The sequence below is a fragment of the Enterococcus hulanensis genome, from assembly GCF_005405485.1.
Taxonomy (GTDB): Bacteria; Bacillota; Bacilli; order Lactobacillales; family Enterococcaceae; genus Enterococcus_A; species Enterococcus_A hulanensis.
In genome coordinates, this window is record NZ_BJED01000005.1 from 179,828 (window position 1) to 198,579 (window position 18,752).

The 18,752-nt window shown below is 41.7% G+C and carries 21 protein-coding genes and 2 CRISPR repeat arrays; of the genes, 15 read left to right on the forward strand and 6 right to left on the reverse strand.

Going from position 1 to position 18,752, the window contains the following annotated elements; translation table 11 throughout:
* The 9 genes from cas1b (at window position 1) to FFR60_RS07385 (ending at window position 9,046) form a co-directional block, all read left to right on the forward strand.
* Window positions 1-957, forward strand: a complete 957-nt coding sequence (cas1b, locus tag FFR60_RS07345; RefSeq protein WP_249354968.1) for a type I-B CRISPR-associated endonuclease Cas1b — start codon at window positions 1-3, stop codon at window positions 955-957.
* Window positions 958-962: 5 nt separating this feature from the next.
* Window positions 963-1,244: a CRISPR-associated endonuclease Cas2 gene (gene cas2, locus FFR60_RS07350; protein ID WP_137663640.1), complete on the forward strand. Its 282-nt coding sequence runs from the start codon at window positions 963-965 to the stop codon at window positions 1,242-1,244.
* Between the two features lie 184 nt (window positions 1,245-1,428).
* A CRISPR array of direct repeats spans window positions 1,429-3,225; the repeat unit is 30 nt; unit sequence GTCTAAATCTAAATATAGTGGAATGTAAAT.
* A 100-nt stretch (window positions 3,226-3,325) separates the two neighbouring features.
* Window positions 3,326-3,673, forward strand: coding sequence for a hypothetical protein (locus tag FFR60_RS07355; protein WP_137663641.1), 348 nt, complete (start codon window positions 3,326-3,328; stop codon window positions 3,671-3,673).
* Window positions 3,674-3,764: 91 nt separating this feature from the next.
* Window positions 3,765-4,310 carry a hypothetical protein gene (locus FFR60_RS07360; RefSeq protein WP_137663642.1) on the forward strand — a complete coding sequence of 182 codons (546 nt, stop codon included), beginning with the start codon at window positions 3,765-3,767 and terminating at the stop codon, window positions 4,308-4,310.
* A gap of 259 nt (window positions 4,311-4,569) precedes the next feature.
* Window positions 4,570-4,922: a CRISPR direct-repeat array (repeat unit 29 nt; unit sequence ATCTAAATCTAAAAGAGTGGAATGTAAAT).
* A 264-nt stretch (window positions 4,923-5,186) separates the two neighbouring features.
* Window positions 5,187-5,888, forward strand: a complete 702-nt coding sequence (locus tag FFR60_RS07365) for a response regulator transcription factor (protein WP_137663643.1) — start codon at window positions 5,187-5,189, stop codon at window positions 5,886-5,888.
* A 3-nt stretch (window positions 5,889-5,891) separates the two neighbouring features.
* The gene (locus tag FFR60_RS07370; protein WP_137663644.1) at window positions 5,892-6,797 is read left to right on the forward strand and encodes a sensor histidine kinase; all 906 of its coding nucleotides are present in this window, start codon (window positions 5,892-5,894) and stop codon (window positions 6,795-6,797) included.
* A gap of 78 nt (window positions 6,798-6,875) precedes the next feature.
* Entirely contained in the window at window positions 6,876-7,796 is a 921-nt protein-coding gene (locus tag FFR60_RS07375) for an ABC transporter ATP-binding protein (RefSeq protein ID WP_137663645.1), read from the forward strand.
* 1 nt (window position 7,797) lies between these two features.
* Window positions 7,798-8,514, forward strand: a complete 717-nt coding sequence (locus FFR60_RS07380) for an ABC transporter permease (RefSeq protein WP_249354969.1) — start codon at window positions 7,798-7,800, stop codon at window positions 8,512-8,514.
* A 148-nt stretch (window positions 8,515-8,662) separates the two neighbouring features.
* Window positions 8,663-9,046 carry an MmcQ/YjbR family DNA-binding protein gene (locus FFR60_RS07385; RefSeq protein WP_137663647.1) on the forward strand — a complete coding sequence of 128 codons (384 nt, stop codon included), beginning with the start codon at window positions 8,663-8,665 and terminating at the stop codon, window positions 9,044-9,046.
* 17 nt (window positions 9,047-9,063) lie between these two features.
* Here the strand turns inward: FFR60_RS07385 and FFR60_RS07390 are convergent, their stop codons facing one another.
* A complete protein-coding gene (locus FFR60_RS07390) occupies window positions 9,064-9,357 on the reverse strand; it encodes a hypothetical protein (RefSeq protein ID WP_088934123.1) in 294 nt (97 codons plus the stop codon).
* Between the two features lie 220 nt (window positions 9,358-9,577).
* On the opposite strand from FFR60_RS07390, the gene FFR60_RS07395 reads away from it, so the two are divergent.
* Together FFR60_RS07395 and FFR60_RS07400 are read left to right on the forward strand one after the other, a co-directional pair.
* Entirely contained in the window at window positions 9,578-10,417 is an 840-nt protein-coding gene (locus FFR60_RS07395) for an aldo/keto reductase (RefSeq protein ID WP_088934124.1), read from the forward strand.
* 161 nt (window positions 10,418-10,578) lie between these two features.
* On the forward strand, window positions 10,579-10,896 hold the full coding sequence (locus FFR60_RS07400) for a hypothetical protein (protein ID WP_137663648.1): 318 nt from the start codon (window positions 10,579-10,581) through the stop codon (window positions 10,894-10,896).
* Between the two features lie 49 nt (window positions 10,897-10,945).
* Here the strand turns inward: FFR60_RS07400 and FFR60_RS07405 are convergent, their stop codons facing one another.
* Genes FFR60_RS07405 through FFR60_RS07415 form a run of 3 tightly spaced genes read right to left on the reverse strand, consistent with a single transcriptional unit; the run spans window position 10,946 to window position 12,790 of the window.
* On the reverse strand, window positions 10,946-11,590 hold the full coding sequence (locus FFR60_RS07405; RefSeq protein ID WP_137663649.1) for an ABC-2 transporter permease: 645 nt from the start codon (window positions 11,588-11,590) through the stop codon (window positions 10,946-10,948).
* Entirely contained in the window at window positions 11,580-12,326 is a 747-nt protein-coding gene (locus tag FFR60_RS07410) for an ABC transporter ATP-binding protein (protein ID WP_137663650.1), read from the reverse strand. Before FFR60_RS07410 ends, FFR60_RS07405 begins: the two co-directional genes overlap by 11 nt.
* The gene (locus tag FFR60_RS07415; RefSeq protein WP_137663651.1) at window positions 12,326-12,790 is read right to left on the reverse strand and encodes a helix-turn-helix domain-containing protein; all 465 of its coding nucleotides are present in this window, start codon (window positions 12,788-12,790) and stop codon (window positions 12,326-12,328) included. Before FFR60_RS07415 ends, FFR60_RS07410 begins: the two co-directional genes overlap by 1 nt.
* Window positions 12,791-13,075: 285 nt before the next feature.
* Between FFR60_RS07415 and FFR60_RS07420 the strand changes: the two genes are divergently transcribed.
* Window positions 13,076-14,401 carry a C39 family peptidase gene (locus tag FFR60_RS07420; RefSeq protein ID WP_137663652.1) on the forward strand — a complete coding sequence of 442 codons (1,326 nt, stop codon included), beginning with the start codon at window positions 13,076-13,078 and terminating at the stop codon, window positions 14,399-14,401.
* A 42-nt stretch (window positions 14,402-14,443) separates the two neighbouring features.
* On the opposite strand, the gene FFR60_RS07425 is transcribed toward FFR60_RS07420, so the two are convergent.
* Entirely contained in the window at window positions 14,444-14,659 is a 216-nt protein-coding gene (locus FFR60_RS07425) for a zinc ribbon domain-containing protein (RefSeq protein WP_010747282.1), read from the reverse strand.
* 230 nt (window positions 14,660-14,889) lie between these two features.
* Between FFR60_RS07425 and FFR60_RS07430 the strand changes: the two genes are divergently transcribed.
* Together FFR60_RS07430 and FFR60_RS07435 are read left to right on the forward strand one after the other, a co-directional pair.
* Window positions 14,890-16,185: a putative DNA modification/repair radical SAM protein gene (locus FFR60_RS07430; RefSeq protein ID WP_137663653.1), complete on the forward strand. Its 1,296-nt coding sequence runs from the start codon at window positions 14,890-14,892 to the stop codon at window positions 16,183-16,185.
* Window positions 16,186-16,190: 5 nt separating this feature from the next.
* Entirely contained in the window at window positions 16,191-16,937 is a 747-nt protein-coding gene (locus FFR60_RS07435) for a TIGR03915 family putative DNA repair protein (RefSeq protein WP_137663654.1), read from the forward strand.
* On the opposite strand, the gene FFR60_RS07440 is transcribed toward FFR60_RS07435, so the two are convergent.
* On the reverse strand, window positions 16,927-17,298 hold the full coding sequence (locus FFR60_RS07440; protein WP_137663655.1) for a TIGR02328 family protein: 372 nt from the start codon (window positions 17,296-17,298) through the stop codon (window positions 16,927-16,929). The genes FFR60_RS07435 and FFR60_RS07440 overlap by 11 nt on opposite strands.
* A gap of 138 nt (window positions 17,299-17,436) precedes the next feature.
* Here FFR60_RS07440 and FFR60_RS07445 point away from each other — a divergent pair, with 138 nt between their 5' ends.
* Window positions 17,437-18,393 (forward strand): cation diffusion facilitator family transporter, encoded by a 957-nt coding sequence (locus tag FFR60_RS07445; protein WP_137663656.1) that lies wholly within the window; start codon window positions 17,437-17,439, stop codon window positions 18,391-18,393.
* The last annotated feature ends 359 nt before the right edge of the window (window positions 18,394-18,752 follow it).

The window sequence follows — 18,752 nt, forward strand, 5'->3', positions numbered from 1 at the left end:
TTGAGCCGAAAAGACAATGTTGTTCGAATGGAAACACCGGATGGCCGCAGGAAAGATCTAAAGATCGAGATGACGCGAGATATCTATTTATTTGGTGAGGTTACAACGAATACAAAGTGTTTAAACTATCTTTCAGAAATGAAAATCCCTGTTCATTTTTTTAATTATTATGGTTATTACACAGGAACCTTTTATCCACGTGAGAAAAATGTATCTGGGAAGTTACTTGTCCAACAAGTTTGTTATTCCGTTGAAGAAGAGAAACGAATTGTTTTGGCAAAACAATTTGTAGATGCTGCGACAGCGAATTGTTTACGTAACTTGCAATACTACCGTCGTCGAGGAAAAGAAGTCGAAACACAGATTGCCGATATGGAGGCTGTTAGAAAGAGAATTCCGCGCGCAGATGAAGTAGATGAACTTATGGGGTTAGAAGGAAACATCCATCAAATCTATTATAGTGCTTGGGAAACAATTTTTAATGATGAGGTAGAGTTTAAGTCGCGAGTCCGCCGTCCGCCAGATAATATGGTCAATGCTCTAATCTCGTATTTGAATATGTTGACTTATAGCGCGTGTTTATCAGAGATTTATGTTAGTCAGCTCAATCCTACAATCAGCTACCTTCATAGTAATTCTGAACGGAGATTCTCATTATCTCTGGATATTGCAGAAATTTTTAAACCGTTGATTGTTGATCGCTTAATTTTTTCTGTGATCAATAAAAAGATTATCACTGAAAAAGACTTTGAACAGGGATCAAATGGAAACTATTTGAAGCAAAGCGGACAACAAAAGATATTACGTCAGTTTGATGAACGTTTAAATAAAACGATTCGTCATCGAGAACTTAAAAGAAATGTATCTTATCGAAAATTAATGCGTTTAGAATGCTACAAATTGATTAAACACCTAATGGGTGACAAAGAATACGAACCTTTTAAAATTTGGTGGTGAAAGTGATGTATGTAATTCTAGTCTATGATATTTCTTTAGAAGATAAAGGAGCTCGTGTATTAAATCGAGTATTTAAAATCTGTAAAAAATATTTGAGTCATGTACAAAAATCAGTTTTTGAAGGAGAAATCACGCCAGCAAAACTAATGAAATTAGAGCAGGAATTAAAAGAGTATGTTCGTGAAGACCTAGATTCAATCCTGATTTTCAAAAACTCAAATAAAAAATGGCTAAAAAAAGAATATATTGGAATTGATGGAACAGAAATGGTATCGAATTTCTTTTAGGTGTATATCTGTCGATGGTCAATCCCCTTAAACACCTATTGTTACGACAGACGTCCAAAAATATTGATATAAAAAGACTTCTTTCTTGGTAAGTGTTATTGAAGTTGGAAAAACTCAATGGATTTTTGAGATCGACAGAAACGAGTCTAAAAAGCCTGCTATTTCAATGTATAATAAATACGGGGTCTAAATCTAAATATAGTGGAATGTAAATGACAGAAATGGTTATGCCGATTGTTCTTCGTTCGGTCTAAATCTAAATATAGTGGAATGTAAATAAAAGCACCGACTGAAAAACGAATCAGACGGCACTTGTCTAAATCTAAATATAGTGGAATGTAAATGAGCTTTTCTAGCTTCTTTCATGGTTCCAGAACTTGTCTAAATCTAAATATAGTGGAATGTAAATAACTTACCAAAAAAGGAGAATGACTTAAATGAATGAGTCTAAATCTAAATATAGTGGAATGTAAATAGGTGATCGTTCGCTCGTCAACGTATTCCAGCTTATGTCTAAATCTAAATATAGTGGAATGTAAATCAAACAATGTTAAAGCATATTTGGCAGCTATCGAACGTCTAAATCTAAATATAGTGGAATGTAAATTTAGGTGTTGCACCTTCAAGGATATGGTGTTACACGTCTAAATCTAAATATAGTGGAATGTAAATAGAGATTCACATCCGGACCGGCAAGGATATGCAGTCGTCTAAATCTAAATATAGTGGAATGTAAATGAAGTAATTGAGCCTGTCGAAGCACCAGCAACGACGTCTAAATCTAAATATAGTGGAATGTAAATGTATTTATCGATCAACTCGAGCAGGAAGGTTTCTCTGTCTAAATCTAAATATAGTGGAATGTAAATACGATTGAAGCGATCCACGGTTCTCATTGCTAACTCGTCTAAATCTAAATATAGTGGAATGTAAATTGTTTTAAATCAGAATTAACTCTTGCTGCCTTCAAGTCTAAATCTAAATATAGTGGAATGTAAATAAATGTCCTTGATCGAATTGAACCAATTCAAATAATGTCTAAATCTAAATATAGTGGAATGTAAATGTGTTTGTTGATAATGCTGAGTCTGTCAATGATCTCGTCTAAATCTAAATATAGTGGAATGTAAATTGTCTGTTGTAGATTTCAACAAAGCGTTTCTTTGCTGTCTAAATCTAAATATAGTGGAATGTAAATATCGAAGATAATGCTTTAGTGATTCGGACAGAAGGGTCTAAATCTAAATATAGTGGAATGTAAATATCACAGCATATTTTCGTACAACGAATTGTTTTCTGTCTAAATCTAAATATAGTGGAATGTAAATACATTTCCGACGGTCGATTTAAAAGAATCTGTAGGTCTAAATCTAAATATAGTGGAATGTAAATAGCATAATAAAGGTAGGCACCTACACCTTGTCCTCAGTCTAAATCTAAATATAGTGGAATGTAAATAAAGCAAAAATCCCGCCAATGATCATAACGATTACGTCTAAATCTAAATATAGTGGAATGTAAATTCTATAACGCAAGATTTCCAATTTCTCGAAGCAAGTGTCTAAATCTAAAAATAGTGGAATGTAAATGTGGATGATGAATTGATTTATTCTGCTGCTGATATGTCTAAATCTAAATATAGTGGAATGTAAATAAATCTTTTCAGTGGGACTTAATGGACATTGCCGGTGTCTAAATCTAAATATAGTGGAATGTAAATTAGCTTGAGATTTTGTCAGTAGATCGTTTTCCATGTCTAAATCTAAATATAGTGGAATGTAAATGCAACAACAGTTAAAGTTCCTGTTACTTCTTTACCGGTCTAAATCTAAATATAGTGGAATGTAAATAATTTTCCCTGTTGGTGAAGTGTATTTTTTAGCCATGTCTAAATCTAAATATAGTGGAATGTAAATTCAATTAGTGATTGCATCAGGAAGCTTCCAGCGTTGTCTAAATCTAAATACAGTGGAATGTAAATTTCTGTACGCTTGCTAGTTGCGAAAGCAGGTCGAAGGTCTAAATCTAAAATCAATGGAATAAGAAATTATTTATCAGTAGTTTAAAAGGGAGTGTAAATAGTGAATAGAGAACAAGAGACTGAAAAACAAAAAGTTGTCTACATATTACCGTCCACGGCAGTAAGTGCGCCCATGAGCCGAATGTTTGTTTTGTCTCAATATCGGGAGCCGCTCAAAAGAATGCAGGTCTGTTTTGGCGAGCAGTATCTAGTTAAGTCGGATTTTTCAGATAATATAAAGAATTTTCAAGACGATACCATTTATTTGATTCCTGAGCAATTTAGAAATGTGTTGAATATGGAAAAAATTGCGAAAGGAATTATGGTGCCTTCGAATATTTTTTCTGATGAAGTTTTAAATGATTTGCGTCGTAAGGTCGCTGTTTTTCAGATACGACGACCGATCTAAAAGAGTAGGTATAAAAACAGTAAAATGTAAATGATTGTTTCAGTATTAGGTGAGAAGACATGAAAACAAAAACGAAGGATGACGGAAAGCTATGAATAAGACTCTAGATAAGATTGAACGTTTAGTATTAGATGCGGAAGATAAAGTGGTTCGTGATTTTCTAATTGAGTTATTAAAGCGGGACAGGGAGTTGGCACAACGCTTTACTAGACGCATCTCGTCAAAGATTACAGAAAATGATGTACGGCAACTAGAACGCAGAATTGACAAAGTTATTCATCGGCATGCGGGGTATGAAAATTATCTCGAATATGATCAAATAGAGAAATTTGTAGCTGATTTAATGATGCTCATTACTGAAGAAATCGGTCCTTTAGTAAAGAAAAAAGCAAATCTTGCGGCTTTTAAATTAGTGAATTACATTATATTAGAAGTTAGAAAAGTTGATATTGATGATTCAGAAGGAGAATTGTTTGAAGTGTCTTCTGAGTGTCAATATATTTGGGAAGACATTCTTAAAAATGCGACAACGCAGGAAAAAGAGAATATGTATCTCTGGTTTAAAATACAACTAGACCAGTATAAATATTATTTTGGTTATTCTGAGATAGAAGTAATTTGTGAGAAATACTTTTAAAGGTTGCGAGATATGTTAGAAGCATGATAATAAAACATATACTAGTTTTAGACGGACGGGAGTTTGTTGGCAATAATTAATCTGTCGACCTTAAAAACATAGAAAATCCCATAGTTACGACAGCATTAAAAAAACATTGACATAGAAAGGCTTCCTCAGATGAATCGTGTTATTTTTGATTAGTAATTGGGGAATAGACTAGAGATCGACAGAAAAGTGTCATTAGGACCTAGTAATTATTGGTATAATTTAAGGCGGGATCTAAATCTAAAAGAGTGGAATGTAAATTGTTTAGCCTAGGCGGACAAGTGATCCCATTAAAAATCTAAATCTAAAAGAGTGGAATGTAAATCGACTTAAGTGGCTTCCCACCTTTTGTGACGGCTTCATCTAAATCTAAAAGAGTGGAATGTAAATTGCATTTCTTCAAAGGTTTTAAACTCCATCATTTTCATCTAAATCTAAAAGAGTGGAATGTAAATCAAGAAAGAGCTGACTGGATCACTAAGCAATTCAATATCTAAATCTAAAAGAGTGGAATGTAAATGTGATTGCAGTTATCCGCTGAGCAGTGGAAACAACAGTCTAAATCTAAAAGAGTGGAATGTAAATAAAGTTATTGAAGATGCTACCTTTGATGCAACCTTCATCTAAATCTAAAATAATAGAATAAGAATTTCAAATGAATATGGTCTTAGTGGTCGCCGCCAGTCATCTAAACCCAAAACCACTGGAATACTCTCCTTCACCAACCCAACCTCAAAACACCGTCCAACTTGGATGGTGTTTTCTTTTCCTCACAACTTCTCTCCGAAATCCTCCTGAACTTTGCTAAAATTAAACATAGAACAATTATTTTTCACAAGGAGAAAACCGATGCAAGAGAAAATCAAGGTATTGGTCATAGATGATGATCAGGAGCTTTGTTCCATTATTGAACGCTACTTAAAAAATGCGGAGTATGAGGCGCAGTTTGCTCATACCGGGGCTGGCGGGTTGAACATGGCGCTGACAGGTGAGTATCACTTGATCGTATTGGATATTATGCTGCCGCAAATCGACGGGCTGAGTATTTTAACGGAGATTCGCAAACAGAGTGTGGTGCCGGTCTTGATGCTGACGGCAAAAAATGAAGAGGCGGACAAGATTCGCGGGCTGCAGCTGGGGGCGGATGATTATTTGACGAAGCCTTTTAGTATGGCGGAGCTGATGGCACGGATCGATTCGTTGGTGCGGCGGTACACAACGTTTAATCGTTCGACAGCGGGTTTTAAGTCGTTAACGTTAAAACATTTATCCTTCGATACGCAGACGCGGATCGTTTTATTAGAGGGGCAAGCGTTGGAACTGACGGGAAAAGAGTTTGATCTTTTGTATTTTCTGGCTGCTCATAAAGGGCAGATTTTCACTAAGCGGCAAATCTATCAGCAGGTTTGGGGCGAGGCATATGCGTTTGACGACAACAACATCATGTCTTTTATCAGCAAGCTGCGAAAGAAGATTGAGCCGGATATCGCGGAGCCGTTCTTTATTCAGACTGTTCGCGGTGTCGGCTATCGTTTTAATCAGGAGGGATAAGAGATGATGGTACTGAGCAGTATTTGTATCTTATTGGCTTTAACTTGTCTGTATTTAACTGACCGCCTACGGAAGAACAAACAGCAGATCGCACAAGCGATGCTTGTTTTGGAGGATATCGGTGAGGGAAATCTTGATCGGAAACTGATTATTGAAGAAGGCTCGGATGTGGCTGAGCTTTGCTTTCGCTTCAATACGATTGTGACCGATCTCAAGCAGCAGCTGAGCGGGCTGCAGGTTTCGGAAAATGAGTACCGCAAGCTGATCACTAGTTTGTCCCACGATGTTCGTACACCGTTGGCTTCCTTGATTGGTTATTTAGAGGCCATCAATGATGGTTTGGTGACAGCAGAGGAGCAGCAAAAGTATCTGCATTCTTGTCAGGCAAAAGCCTTTGAGTTAGAAAAGTATATCGACACGCTTTTTGAGTGGGTCAAGCTTGAATCAGGGGAACGCCGTTATCAATTTGAAACGGTCGATGTTTGCGAGCTGCTGCGGGAAATCGTTAGTGATTGGATTCCGCGAATGGAAGTGCAATTTGACTATGAAATTCAGATTCCTGAAAAGGAGCTTTATTGCAAAGTGGATACGGCGGCATTTCGCAGGATCGTCGACAACTTATTGGAAAACAGCTTAACTCATAGCCAAGGAAACAAGATCAGCATTCAACTAACAGAACAAAATCAACAGGTACAGCTTGAGATTGCAGATAATGGCAAGGGCATCGCGGAGCAGAATCTGCCGCAGATTTTTGAGCGGCTGTATAAAGAGGATCAAGCTCGCGGCTCAAAGGGAAACGGCTTGGGGCTGGCGATCGTTCGAGAATTGGTCGCGGCCCATCAAGGAGAAATCAGTGTTCGCAGCAAATTAGGCGCTGGCACCCGATTTTTCGTAACACTGCCTGAATAAACCAGAAAAAAACAAGGATTCGGCAAGGTTAGGGCAAGGTCTCGCTGCTATGCTAGAGGTATAGAAAGGATGGTCGCTATGGAACAGTTTATTGTAAAAACCGCAGCGTTATCGAAGCAGTACAACGATCAGTTAGTGGTCAAGGATGTGTCGATGGCAATCCCCAAAGGAAAAGTCTATGGACTCTTGGGTCGCAACGGCGCGGGAAAAACGACGATCATGAAAATACTTTTAGGTCTAGCAGGAGCAAGCGCCGGTGAAGTATTGTTATTTGGTCAATCACCGAATAAGCATCCCGAAGTATATTCGCGGATTGGAAATATCATCGAAACCCCAAGCTTTTATCCCTATTTATCAGGTCGCGAAAATCTAAAGGTCTTCTCTAAGCTGAAGGGGCAGGTCCAAAAAAACAGCGTGGAGAAGGCTTTGAAGCTGGTTGATCTGACGCAGGCTGAGCATAAGCGCTTCGCCAATTATTCATTAGGTATGAAGCAGCGGCTGGGGATCGCCAATGCGTTGATGAATGATCCTGAATTATTGATCCTAGATGAACCGACTAACGGCTTGGACCCCATCGGCATCGCTGAAATCCGCAAACTATTGAAGGAATTGACCGAAGTTCATGGGAAGACGATTCTGATTTCTAGTCATCAGCTGTCGGAGATCGAGCAAATCGCAGATATCATCGGTATCTTGCATAACGGCGAGCTGCTGGAGGAATGTGATCTGGAAAAAATTGCCCAGCACAATCAGCGTCATATCAGTATTACCGTCTCGGATATCCATCAAGCAACGCGGTTATTGGAGGAAAACTTGCACCTGACCAATTATACGATGGACGGCAATAATACGATCAAGATTTTTGATTTTTCCTTTGAACCGCAAGAAATCAATCGCATATTTGGAAAAAACGGCATCGAGGTCTCCAGCCTGTTTATCGGCTCAGTCAATTTAGAAGAGCATTTTCGTACGATTACGGGAGGTGTTGGCATTGCGTAAGGTGATTTCTGCTGAATGGATGAAATTGAAGCGCAATCGGATCTTCGCTGTTTGTTCGCTGCTGACCTTATTTGCCTCGGCGTTTATGGTGTTTAAGGACTTGGTTATCGTTGAGAGCCCCATCGAAGACTATCGTTTCTGGCTACCAACGGTCTATCTAGTTGTTGGGGCACTGCTGTCGATCATGAGCGGGTTCATCATCACGTTCTTGCTGCAGCGAGAATATGAAGACCGCACCATCAATAATGTATTGACCGCGCCAACCTCCAGACTGCGCTTTCTTTTAGGAAAATTAGCGATTTGGCTGATTTGGTATGTCGGAACCTTGATCGGGGTCGTGATCATTTATACGATCGGCGGCTGGCTGATTTATCCGGATACTTTTGGTTTAACAGGAACCAAAAGCTTAGTAACAACACTTCTAAAATATTGTCTATTGGCTTTTGTCGCTGCGATCCCGTTATTAACGGTGAGTGTCATGCAGCGAAAAGTGTTCTATCCAACGATCATGATCGCCTTGGCTTTTACCGGAATCCAAATGTTTGCGGTTAATATGCCCTACAAATTTGCCCGGATCATTCCTTGGTCAGCAGTGGTGGTTCAAAGTTTAGCTGAGCTGCCCTTTAAAGATGATCTGATAACCCTTGGAAGCATCTTTTTGACGGGGATCATTGGTTTTGTGGCAGCTTATTGGCTGTTTAAGAAGCAGGATTTGTAAGGATTTTGATTTTAGTCTGTACAAGATTGACTGAAAGATGCCATACTTATAGATAAACGAAGAGAGAAACTGCCGTTTAAGACAGAGATAATGGCAACGACGGAAGGAAGATTGTGCAGGTTTAGCTCTACGAACTGAAGGAGGAGTTATGAAAGATTCTGTGATGCAGCAGCGGATCGAAACGTTTAAGGCGTTTGGCGAGACGCTAAAGAGTGCGAAGGTTTATTTTCGCGAAGATTGGGAAGTGTTTTACTTTGATTTGCAGGGCAAGATGTTTGGGATGATGAGCAATCAAGCGAGTCAGGATGCCATCATTACCTTGAAAAATCTGCCGGAAAAAAATGAAGAGCTGCGGGAAATCTATGCGGGGATAGTGATTCCGGGATATTATACGAACAAAAATCATTGGAACTCGATCAAGCTGGCCAGCGATGAATTGCCGGATGAGGCCATCAAGCAACTGATCGAAACGTCCTATCGGTTGGTCTATCAAAAGCTGACGAAAAAGCAAAAAGCTGAAATCGAAGAATAAAAAAATGGCGCTGCAAATTATGCAGCGTCATTTTCGTTCTTTTTTTCTGACCAATGCAGCGCAAGGTAGTATCCTGTGATACCCATACCAATTAAAAAGCAGGCGGCATCGAAGCTGTTCACGTCTGGTTTGAAGAGCGCAAAGAGGATCACGACGATCAGCCAATTTGCTATCCCCCATAAAACATTTGTGGAGGCAGAAGCCGGTTTTTTCCAAGGCACGTCCCATTTTTCAGCAGTAATGCCTTTGACAAAGTGGGGAACACCGTTCGCAAACAGCATACCCAAAACGATACAAATAATTGAATCCATTGTAATCTTCTCCCTCTGATGTGTTCACCCAGTAGTATACCTCTTTCCGAAATATTTTTCTGCCTATTTTTGAAATAAATTCTTGAAAGCTGAGCAGAGGATTTAACAGTTATCAGATTTTGATGTTAAGGTAGAAAAAGAAATGACAGCAGGTCTAACGAACTTCGGATCATAAAGACTGAATGATACGTTAGGCTTATAAAACAAGGAGGAATTGCTGATGAAAGCACCATTGATTACGATGAATGACGGGCATCAGATACCGGCGATCGGCTTAGGTACGTATCAGATTCGCGGAGGAGCGGGACTTGATCAAGTCTTGACGGCGATCCAAGATGGCTACCGTCTGTTAGACACCTCCACCAATTATGACAGTGAAGGAATCGTAGGCGAGGCGATCCGCCGTTCCGGGATTCCCCGTTCTGAATTTTTTGTAACAACGAAATTACCTGGCAAGTACCATCACTATGAGGATGCCTTGATGATGATCCAAGAATCCTTATTCCGAATGGGACTGGATTATTTTGATTTGTACTTGATCCATTGGCCGTTGCCAAAACGCGGATTATACGTAGAAGCGTGGCAAGCTTTAGTGACGGCGCAAAAACTAGGTTTGATTCGTTCTATTGGAGTTTCTAATTTTGAGCCGGAGCATTTAGACAAAATCATTGAGGAAACAGGTGTGTCACCTGCGATCAACCAAATCGAGCTCCATCCTTATTGGGTGCAGGAACGTATGGTGAAGGCCAATGAAGAACGCGGGATCATATCTGAAGCGTGGAGTCCCTTAGGCCGCGGCAGCGATGCGCTGAAGGAAGCTGTAATTACTGAATTAGCTGAAAAATACGAAAAGAATCCGGCACAAATTATTTTGCGCTGGCATACTCAACGCGGGATCATTCCGATTCCTAAATCACGCAATCTGCTGCATCAACGGGAAAATTTAGACATTTATGATTTTGAATTGACGCAAACAGAGATTGAACGAATCAATTTGCTGGAAAAAGCGGATGGGCGGATCGAAGGTCAAGATCCTAATGAATACGAAGAGTTCGATTAAGAGCATAGATGATTTTCCGCCAACTTTAACAAAAAAATAAGCTAACTGGACATATTTCTTTGCTAAAAGAAAGAATATTTGATAATAATTAATTTTTCATTCAAAAACGTTTTCACTTGTGGCATACTGAAAAGTAAGAAGATGCTTCAAGGGAGGACGCAATGAAAAAAGTAGTGGCACTGGTTGGTGTGTTGGCGGCGGCGTTTCTAATCTTTTGGTTTGTTCAAAAGAATGACGTTGCAGTCGAAGACAAGTCGACGCCTGACTTTTCTCAGACAGAGCAGGTGGCGCCAAATGAAGATTTTTTCACGAATCGTGATTTGAATGAGCTGGATCAGGTAAACTATCCGCGCCATAAGGAGCTGATGGATGATCTGACTGGTGAAGAAAAATTAGTAAGAAAATCTACGCAAAAAGAATTCGTCGGAGCAAGGGCCAATGAAGACGGTCTTTCTTGGACGGGCTATTTCGAAAAGTAAAAAACGTTTTGATCGTTTAGCGATCAAAGCGTTTTTTTTCGTTCTATTTTTATAAATTCACCTGACGAAAGCGTTTAGCTGAAACTTTGTAGGCTCCCCACATCGCGACGACATAGATCAGAACTCCCGCTGCTAAAATTGGCAGCTGTTTGAGCTGACCAGCGAAGGTGACGGTATCCAGCCAAGCCAGCATCGGAAAGTGGACACTAACTTCGACGATGATCGCAAGAACGGTTGCGAAGAATAGTCCTTTTAAAAAAGAGGTGCCAACCTTATAGACTGTCTGAAAATAACTAGTTAAAAAGATGAAATTAAAGCAAGCAAAGATCATCAAGCCAAAGCCGTAAAAGGCAACATTCGCTTCGATCCCGACCGGATTAGGCAGGGAGAATAAGCGCAGCCGTAAAAAGGCAAAGGGGATAGAAAACACGATCGTCACAAGCTGCGATACCAGCAGCACCAGCCATTTGCCTAAAACAACTTCGGACCTTTTCAGCGGCAGCAGAGTGGTGTAATAGATATCATTGGTTTCCCGTGTATACATCAAATTAACGAAATTCCCGATCAAGCTGAAGAGAAAGACCATCATATAAGGGTAGCCAGGAATCAGGACAAGCGGCCCCATCAAGGCAAAGATAAATAAGTTGGGATGGGCTGCTAAACGAAGCTCCTTATAAAGTAAATTAGAATTCATAATGTTTCCCCTCCATTCGCACCATGATGTCTTCGAGGCTAAGCATCGCCGTTTCATCTGGCCGTTTCAGTTTTTGGAAATACGCGATAAATTCCTGTTTAGGAGCCTCTTTGACTAATTTCCCCTCTTTGATATAAACGATCGCATCCGCACATTTTTCCAGATCGGAGGTAATGTGGGTGGAGAAAAGAATACTCTTATCCCCATTTTTGACGATTTGCAGGAAGATCTCGATCAGCTCATCTCGCGATACCGGATCGAGTCCGCTGGTGGGTTCATCGAAAATAAATAATTTTGCTTGGTGAGAAAGGGCTAAGGCGATTAAATATTTCACCCGCATCCCCGCCGAAAGCTCCTTGACCTTTTTATTCGGATCTAAGGAAAACAATTTTAGAAATTTTTGATATGCTGCTTCATCCCAATCGTCATAAAATCGTTTCGTGACCATCGTGATATCTTTGAGCTTCTTCTCTTTATAAAAATCGATCCCGCCTAAAACGACACCGGTCTTTTGCTTGCAGCTCTGCTCGTTTTCCAAAAAGTTTTTTTCAAACATCGTGACTTTTCCATGATCGACAGGGATCAGGTTCAATAAAGCTTTTAAGATGGTGGTTTTCCCAGCCCCATTGACGCCGATCAAACCAATAATCTTTCCCGCCGGTACTTGAAAGCTGACATTTTCCAATGTGAATGTCGGGTAATTTTTCGTAAGCTCCGTTACTTCCAGCAGGTTCATCAGGATTCCTCCTTATGGTCAAAATATGACTCGAACATATTTCCTGTTCGTTCCATAAATACCTTACTATCAACTAGCGCGAGACCCGAGGTTGCCGGATCTGTGTCGCCTAGCACCACTAGAGTATCGCCCGTTTCAATATTGAACAGGTCACGAGCTTTTTTCGGCAGGACGATCTGACCGCGGGTACCTACGGGAACGATGCCGAAGATATGCTTGCCGGCAGGACCAATAGGCAGCCCCGCTTCTTCTTGATTGTGCCGGATCAAATCGGTCAAAGTCACATCATAAAGAGTTGCCAGAGCATCACATTTCAGTACATCAGGTAAAGAATCTCCATTCTCCCATTTAGCGACCGCTTGGCGCGAGACATCCAATCTTTCTGCCACGTAATCCAGTGACCAATTATTTCGATTTCTTAACGACCGCAAGTTGCTGGCAATCGGACTATTCTGATTATTCATACTTTTCAACCTCCTTAATTACACTTTAGCTTAACTGATCAAAAAATAGAACCAACCAAATATGACGAAATTGGTTAGCTTTGGTTACGTGATAGAAGACAAAGTTCTTGTTAATGGCTGCATCGGAATTTTAGGAATTGATCGGCCAAACTTTTGCTTGTGAATCGTTCGTGAAGAGTTGCGAATGCTTCACGCTTTTTTGTACATAACTGTACAAGCAGGGTGAAGGACGAAATCCAATAGAGAACGTACAATAAATATTGAAGTCAAGAAAGGGATGTTCGAATGAAAAAAAGTGTATTGTTGGTTTGTTCGATAACACTAGCGGCATTTGCGGCACCAGCCTTTACTCAGGCAGAAGAGACCACGGAAAGTACGACAATAACCACAAGCAGTACGGCGCTAGAAAACGAAAGCGCTGAAAGCGTTCTTTCGACCGAAACACCAGCAGCTGCGACACAAGAATCGTCTGCGGATCAAAATACAGCCGCCACCACGCAACCGCAAACAGCAGTTGTGAATGGAGAAGTAGTAGAGCTGGAACCGCCTCATAAAGAGGGTCAGGCTGAAGCAAATGCGACTCAAGCACCAAAAGAAGAATTAATCGAGGGAAATGCCCGCAGCTTTAGAGCTGCCGCGGCATCCGTTCCGATGTACCGCCTATACAATCCAAATAGCGGCGAGCATTTTTATACGAAGACCACCAGCGAGCGGGATCACCTGCGCTCGGTCGGCTGGCGTTATGAGGGAATCGGCTGGCAGGCACCGACTGGCGGAAATCCTGTTTATCGCTTGTATAATCCGAATGCGGGGGATCATCATTATACGTTGAATGCTGGCGAACGGGATCATCTGAAAAAAGTTGGCTGGCGTTATGAAGGAATCTCTTGGTATTCGCCAAGTTCAGGTACTCCCTTATATCGCTTATATAATCCAAATGCAAAAGCCGGCGCGCATCATTACACACCGATTACCTCTGAACGAGACCAGTTGAAAAAGGCTGGTTGGCGTTATGAGGGGATTGCCTGGTATGCGGTGGGCAGCGGACAGCAGAGCTATGAGGATTACCGCTTGTTAGGCGTGAAAAACTACAATCAATATGCTTTGGGAGCACCAAGCGGCTGCGAAGGGGCATCCCTGCTTCAAGCATTGCAATATAAAGGGAAAATCACGAATTGGAGTCTGCGTTCCTTCTTAAACACGATTCCGAAATCATCGAATGGCAATCCCAACAGTGGATTTGTCGGTTCGCCTTTTGTGGAGAATTCGTACACCTATTCAGCGATCTATCCGGCGCCATTGACCACTTGGGGGCAAAAATACGGCAATGTTCAAAATATTTCCGGCAGCTCGATGAATACCCTGATCAACGAAGTGAAAAACGGCAATCCCGTCGTGGCATGGGTAACGATCAATTTCCAACCGATTCGTTGGGGGAATTGGAGCTTTGGCGTTGCGGCCAACAACAATCATGCAGTTACCTTAGACGGCTTCAATAAAGCGGGCAATCAAGTCCATGTGTCTGACCCCATCAGCGGTTCATACTGGTTGAACCGGACGACCTTCGAGAATATCTACAATGCTAGAAAATACGCGGTAGTCGTTCGTTAAAAGTGAGCAAAATAAAAAAGCGGCGCAAGCCGCTTTTTTTATTTACCCTCCGCCCATTAGGAAGTCAAGGATATTCCAGCCGTCAGAAGTTTCTCCGCGGTAAAGCTCTGTGTACCCGCATCGTTTACAACTGATGGTAGTAAATTTTTTGTTTTGAACATCGAAAATCTTCGCAAAGTTTCCGCCAGTCGCTTGGAACTGATCGGATGTATAATGCTGCGACCCGCACTTATCACAAACGTATTGTTTCCTTTCCATTATTCCCACTCCTTTATATAAATTAGTTTCTTATTGCTTTAAATTATAGCAAATCCAGCGCCGCGGACATCCGTCTTTAGGAGTATCTATTAAAATATTTTTTGACAAGGCTCGCTTTTTTTGGTTAAATAAGAACATACGTTCGTATAAAAGGATGGCAACTTCCTTTTTCGCAGTTTGGTAAGTACAACGTTACCTCTAGCATTTTAGAAAATAAGGAGTGATTTTCGATGGAACTGGAAAGAAAAATAGAAATTTTAGCCGAATCTGCGAAATACGATGTTTCCTGTTCCAGCAGCGGCGTTGAAAATAATACACGGCCGGGAACAGTCGGCAGCACGCAGGTTTCAGGGATCTGTCATTCGTTTACACCGGATGGCCGATGTGTGTCCTTATTGAAGCTGCTCTTTACCAATGCGTGTATTTTTGATTGCCATTACTGTATCAATCGGAAATCCAACGCTATTCCCCGAGCGACCTTCACGCCGCAAGAAGTGGCGGATTTAACCATGGATTTCTATATGCGCAACTATATCGAAGGGCTGTTCTTGAGTTCGGCAATCATTAAAAGTGCGGACTACACTTGCGAGCTTTTGATTAAGACCTTGAAAATCTTGCGCGAAGAAAAAGGCTTTCGCGGGTACATCCACGTCAAGGCGATTCCCGGTGCGGATGAAAAATTGATCGAGGAGTTAGGCTTTCTGGCAGACCGTATGAGCGTCAATGTCGAACTGCCTTCCCGCGAAAGTCTAAAATTGCTGGCTCCGGATAAAGATCCGTTTGACTTATACAAACCCATGAAGCAGATTACAACGGTAAAGAAAGAACAGGAATTTTTACCAGCGGTTCGGCGCGGACCGAGCTTCGTGCCGGCCGGCCAGTCAACGCAGATGATTATCGGAGCCAGTCCTGAGAGTGATCGTTCGATCGTGAAGATTTCAGAGAATTTGTATCAAAAATATCAATTGAAGCGGGTGTACTATTCGGCGTATATCCCAGTCAATCAGGATAATTTATTGCCAGCGGTAACTACCGAGCCGCCATTGCTGCGGGAGCATCGCTTGTATCAGGCCGATTGGCTGCTGCGCTACTATAAATTTACGGCCGATGAGATTTTATCAGAGGACAAGCCGAATTTTAATCTCTATCTTGATCCTAAAGCCAATTGGGCGGTGCAAAACTATCAGCGCTTCCCCGTCGATGTACAGACCGCAAGCTACGATCAGCTGCTGCGAGTCCCGGGGATCGGCCCAAAAAGTGCGCAAAACATCGTAAAAGCACGAAAATATTATCGGCTGCATCTGACGGATTTAAAAAAATTAGGGATCGTGATCAAACGGGCGCAATACTTCATCGCCTGCAATCACGAGACACCTGCGGGCTTGATCAAAGACCCAGAGTGGATCATTACTTCTTTGATCTCCTCAAAGCAATATCAAGTATTGAAGAAACACAACACACAATCAACCAGCGAACAGCTGTCATTGTTTGATGTGGAACGGTTTGAACATGCAAAGAGTAGGTGAGTAAAATGCGAGAATCAGCGGAGCATTGGGAGTATGATGGGAGTTTTCTAGGATTTATGACGATCGTGGACCGCAGCTTTCGCGCGCAAAAATTCCCGTCTTTGATTCTTTCACCGGAAACCGCGGTAGAAAGTTTGTTTTTGACGGAGTGGATCGCAACCGATGCTGTGCGGGGCGAAAAAATTTATCGCAGGCTGCGGCAGCGACTGCGGCCGGAGAATTTTTTGTTTATTCAAAATGGTTTCTACGCGACCCTCGAAGGCAAAGAGCGCTACTTGTTAGACGCTATCGAGATCGCCCTGCAGACCAAAGATTTATTGGAAAATCATTTAGGACATCCCTCGATCTTGGCATTACGAAAAAGCATTCGAACTCTATTAGGCGAGAACCATGCCTTGACAGGCTTTGTCCGATTTGAATATGTCGGAGACGTACTATTCAGCAAAATCAATCCAAAGCATTATGTGATGCCGTATCTTTGTCCCCATTTTGCGGAACGTTATCCGCAGGAAAAAATCATGATCTATGATGAGACCCATGAGCTATTGGGAATCATCGATCATGGGGATATCCATTTAATGGAAAATACCAGCTGTCCAGAATTTGCCGAGGCGAGTAACGAACAGGAGATTCGCCAGCAATGGAAAACTTTTTTACGAGCCGTTACAATCAATGAACGAGCAAATTACGTAGCGCAACGCAATCATCTGCCCCTGCGTTTTCGTGGGAACATGACCGAGTTCAAGGCTTAGGCAAGTACACACCTTTTTGAGCGAGATTGGTCAGACATTCTTCCAGATAGGCATCGTTGTGTTCGGGATATAACGGATGGGTAACCGGCAACGGCTCGTTGACCTTCAGTGGAGGCAGCATCTTCCCACGATATAACGGGTTGTACCACAAGGGATCAGGTGTATAGCCCCGCCGCTCCATTTCCCTCATGACCAGTAAATGAAATTGGAACAGCTTATAGTAAGGATGGGTAAAGACGTAATCGACCGTCGCGTGTTTCTTCCCCCAGCCTTTGCCGCGCAACGCCGCTATTTCACGATGCTGTCCTAACAGCTGCTGGCGAGGGAGCAAGGGGATCAGTTTTTCATGCCAAAGCCGCATATTTTTTCCTCCGTTCTTGTTTCAATCAATTTTTCCATAAATCGCCAGCGCTGACGAATGATTTGCTTGAAGGGCTTTGCTTTTATGATTTTTCCGTTCTGATTTATAATAGGATTCATTAGGAAGCGAGTGAATCACATGGAAGAGAAAAAAACACAAGGCTCGATGGCGGTTCTGGCAGCGCTGTTTGCTAATGTGCTGGTAGCGGTCAGTAAATTTATCGGCTATATGCTCAGCGGCAGCGCGGCGATGATGAATGAAAGTATCCACAGTGTGGTGGATTGCAGTAACCAAATTCTACTATTATTTGGCGATCGCCGGGCGGCCCGCGGACAAAGCGAGCTCCATCAGTTCGGTGAAGGACGTGCGAAATATTTTTTTAGTACGATCGTAGCCACGATGCTATTTTTCGGCGGGGGCGCATTAGGTATTTGGGAAGCGGTAGAAAAATTATTCCATCCCAGCCATGAAGTAGCCAACCCCTTGATCGTATTAGGGATCTTAGCTTTCGGCATCTTAGTCGAAGGAAGCTCTTTGCGAATAGCCGTCAAAGAAATTCGCGAACTGAACACAGAGAAGCTGCCTTTATTCAAATTTTTACACGAAAGCCGCCACAGTGAAATCTTGATCATTTTCACGGAAGATTTCTGTGCGGTGATCGGTCTAGTGCTGGCAATCATTGGGACAGTGTTGACGATGGCTACGGGCAATCCGATGTTTGATGCCTTGAGCGGATTATTGATCGGAATGATGCTGCTGTTTGCTTCGATCTTTTTAGCGCGAGAATTTTACAGCCTAATCATTGGAGAAAGTGTTTCTAAAAATGATTTGGATAAAATCCAAAATGCCTTCAAACGAGCGGAAGTCAAAAAAGTGATCGACATCAAAACAGTCCACTTAGGCCCAACGGAAGTCATGATTGCCGCAAAAATCGACATCGCCGATTCTTATGAAGGCGTCAGTTATGATGTGGTCAATCAAATCGAGCGGGTGATCCGCAAGGCCTTACCAGATAAAAAAGCCTACATTTATATCGAAACCGACGAATACGATCCAGACTACGATCGAAAACGCAAAAAAAAATCGGACACATAACCCCCTTGTGCCCGATTTTTGCGAGTCCAACTTTTCGCAGTTAGTTAAGTTCTGATAACGTAGCTACATAATAAATTAAGCTACAGTGACAAGACGTTTAGTTGGATCGTATGCGAAGTGAGGTTAAAAATATTTTCCGGTTTTTGGAAAATATTCACCTTTTCATCGAAGTAGCTGCCAGTTCTACTTCCTGCTTTAGCAGGATAGTAGAATGGTATGCGTACGAGAATAGTTTCATTTTTCTGTTTTTTTAGAAAAATGATTACCACACCCGGAGCTAGCTGCGAGTCCAACTTTTCGCAGTTAGTTAAGTTCTGATAACGTAGCTACATAATAAATTAAGCTACAGTGACAAGACG

What these genes read in the sequence shown, in the direction of transcription:
- FFR60_RS07435 (WP_137663654.1), top strand. Translation starts at nt 16,191, where the DNA reads ATGCGAGAATCAGCGGAGCATTGGGAGTATGATGGGAGTTTTCTAGGA.
- FFR60_RS07440 (WP_137663655.1), bottom strand. Translation starts at nt 17,298, where the DNA reads ATGCGGCTTTGGCATGAAAAACTGATCCCCTTGCTCCCTCGCCAGCAG.
- FFR60_RS07420 (WP_137663652.1), top strand. Translation starts at nt 13,076, where the DNA reads ATGAAAAAAAGTGTATTGTTGGTTTGTTCGATAACACTAGCGGCATTT.
- FFR60_RS07360 (WP_137663642.1), top strand. Translation starts at nt 3,765, where the DNA reads ATGAATAAGACTCTAGATAAGATTGAACGTTTAGTATTAGATGCGGAA.
- FFR60_RS07445 (WP_137663656.1), top strand. Translation starts at nt 17,437, where the DNA reads ATGGAAGAGAAAAAAACACAAGGCTCGATGGCGGTTCTGGCAGCGCTG.
- FFR60_RS07415 (WP_137663651.1), bottom strand. Translation starts at nt 12,790, where the DNA reads ATGAATAATCAGAATAGTCCGATTGCCAGCAACTTGCGGTCGTTAAGA.
- FFR60_RS07390 (WP_088934123.1), bottom strand. Translation starts at nt 9,357, where the DNA reads ATGGATTCAATTATTTGTATCGTTTTGGGTATGCTGTTTGCGAACGGT.
- cas2 (WP_137663640.1), top strand. Translation starts at nt 963, where the DNA reads ATGTATGTAATTCTAGTCTATGATATTTCTTTAGAAGATAAAGGAGCT.
- FFR60_RS07400 (WP_137663648.1), top strand. Translation starts at nt 10,579, where the DNA reads ATGAAAAAAGTAGTGGCACTGGTTGGTGTGTTGGCGGCGGCGTTTCTA.
- FFR60_RS07395 (WP_088934124.1), top strand. Translation starts at nt 9,578, where the DNA reads ATGAAAGCACCATTGATTACGATGAATGACGGGCATCAGATACCGGCG.
- FFR60_RS07425 (WP_010747282.1), bottom strand. Translation starts at nt 14,659, where the DNA reads ATGGAAAGGAAACAATACGTTTGTGATAAGTGCGGGTCGCAGCATTAT.
- FFR60_RS07410 (WP_137663650.1), bottom strand. Translation starts at nt 12,326, where the DNA reads ATGAACCTGCTGGAAGTAACGGAGCTTACGAAAAATTACCCGACATTC.
- FFR60_RS07405 (WP_137663649.1), bottom strand. Translation starts at nt 11,590, where the DNA reads ATGAATTCTAATTTACTTTATAAGGAGCTTCGTTTAGCAGCCCATCCC.
- FFR60_RS07370 (WP_137663644.1), top strand. Translation starts at nt 5,892, where the DNA reads ATGATGGTACTGAGCAGTATTTGTATCTTATTGGCTTTAACTTGTCTG.
- FFR60_RS07375 (WP_137663645.1), top strand. Translation starts at nt 6,876, where the DNA reads ATGGAACAGTTTATTGTAAAAACCGCAGCGTTATCGAAGCAGTACAAC.
- FFR60_RS07430 (WP_137663653.1), top strand. Translation starts at nt 14,890, where the DNA reads ATGGAACTGGAAAGAAAAATAGAAATTTTAGCCGAATCTGCGAAATAC.
- FFR60_RS07365 (WP_137663643.1), top strand. Translation starts at nt 5,187, where the DNA reads ATGCAAGAGAAAATCAAGGTATTGGTCATAGATGATGATCAGGAGCTT.
- FFR60_RS07385 (WP_137663647.1), top strand. Translation starts at nt 8,663, where the DNA reads ATGAAAGATTCTGTGATGCAGCAGCGGATCGAAACGTTTAAGGCGTTT.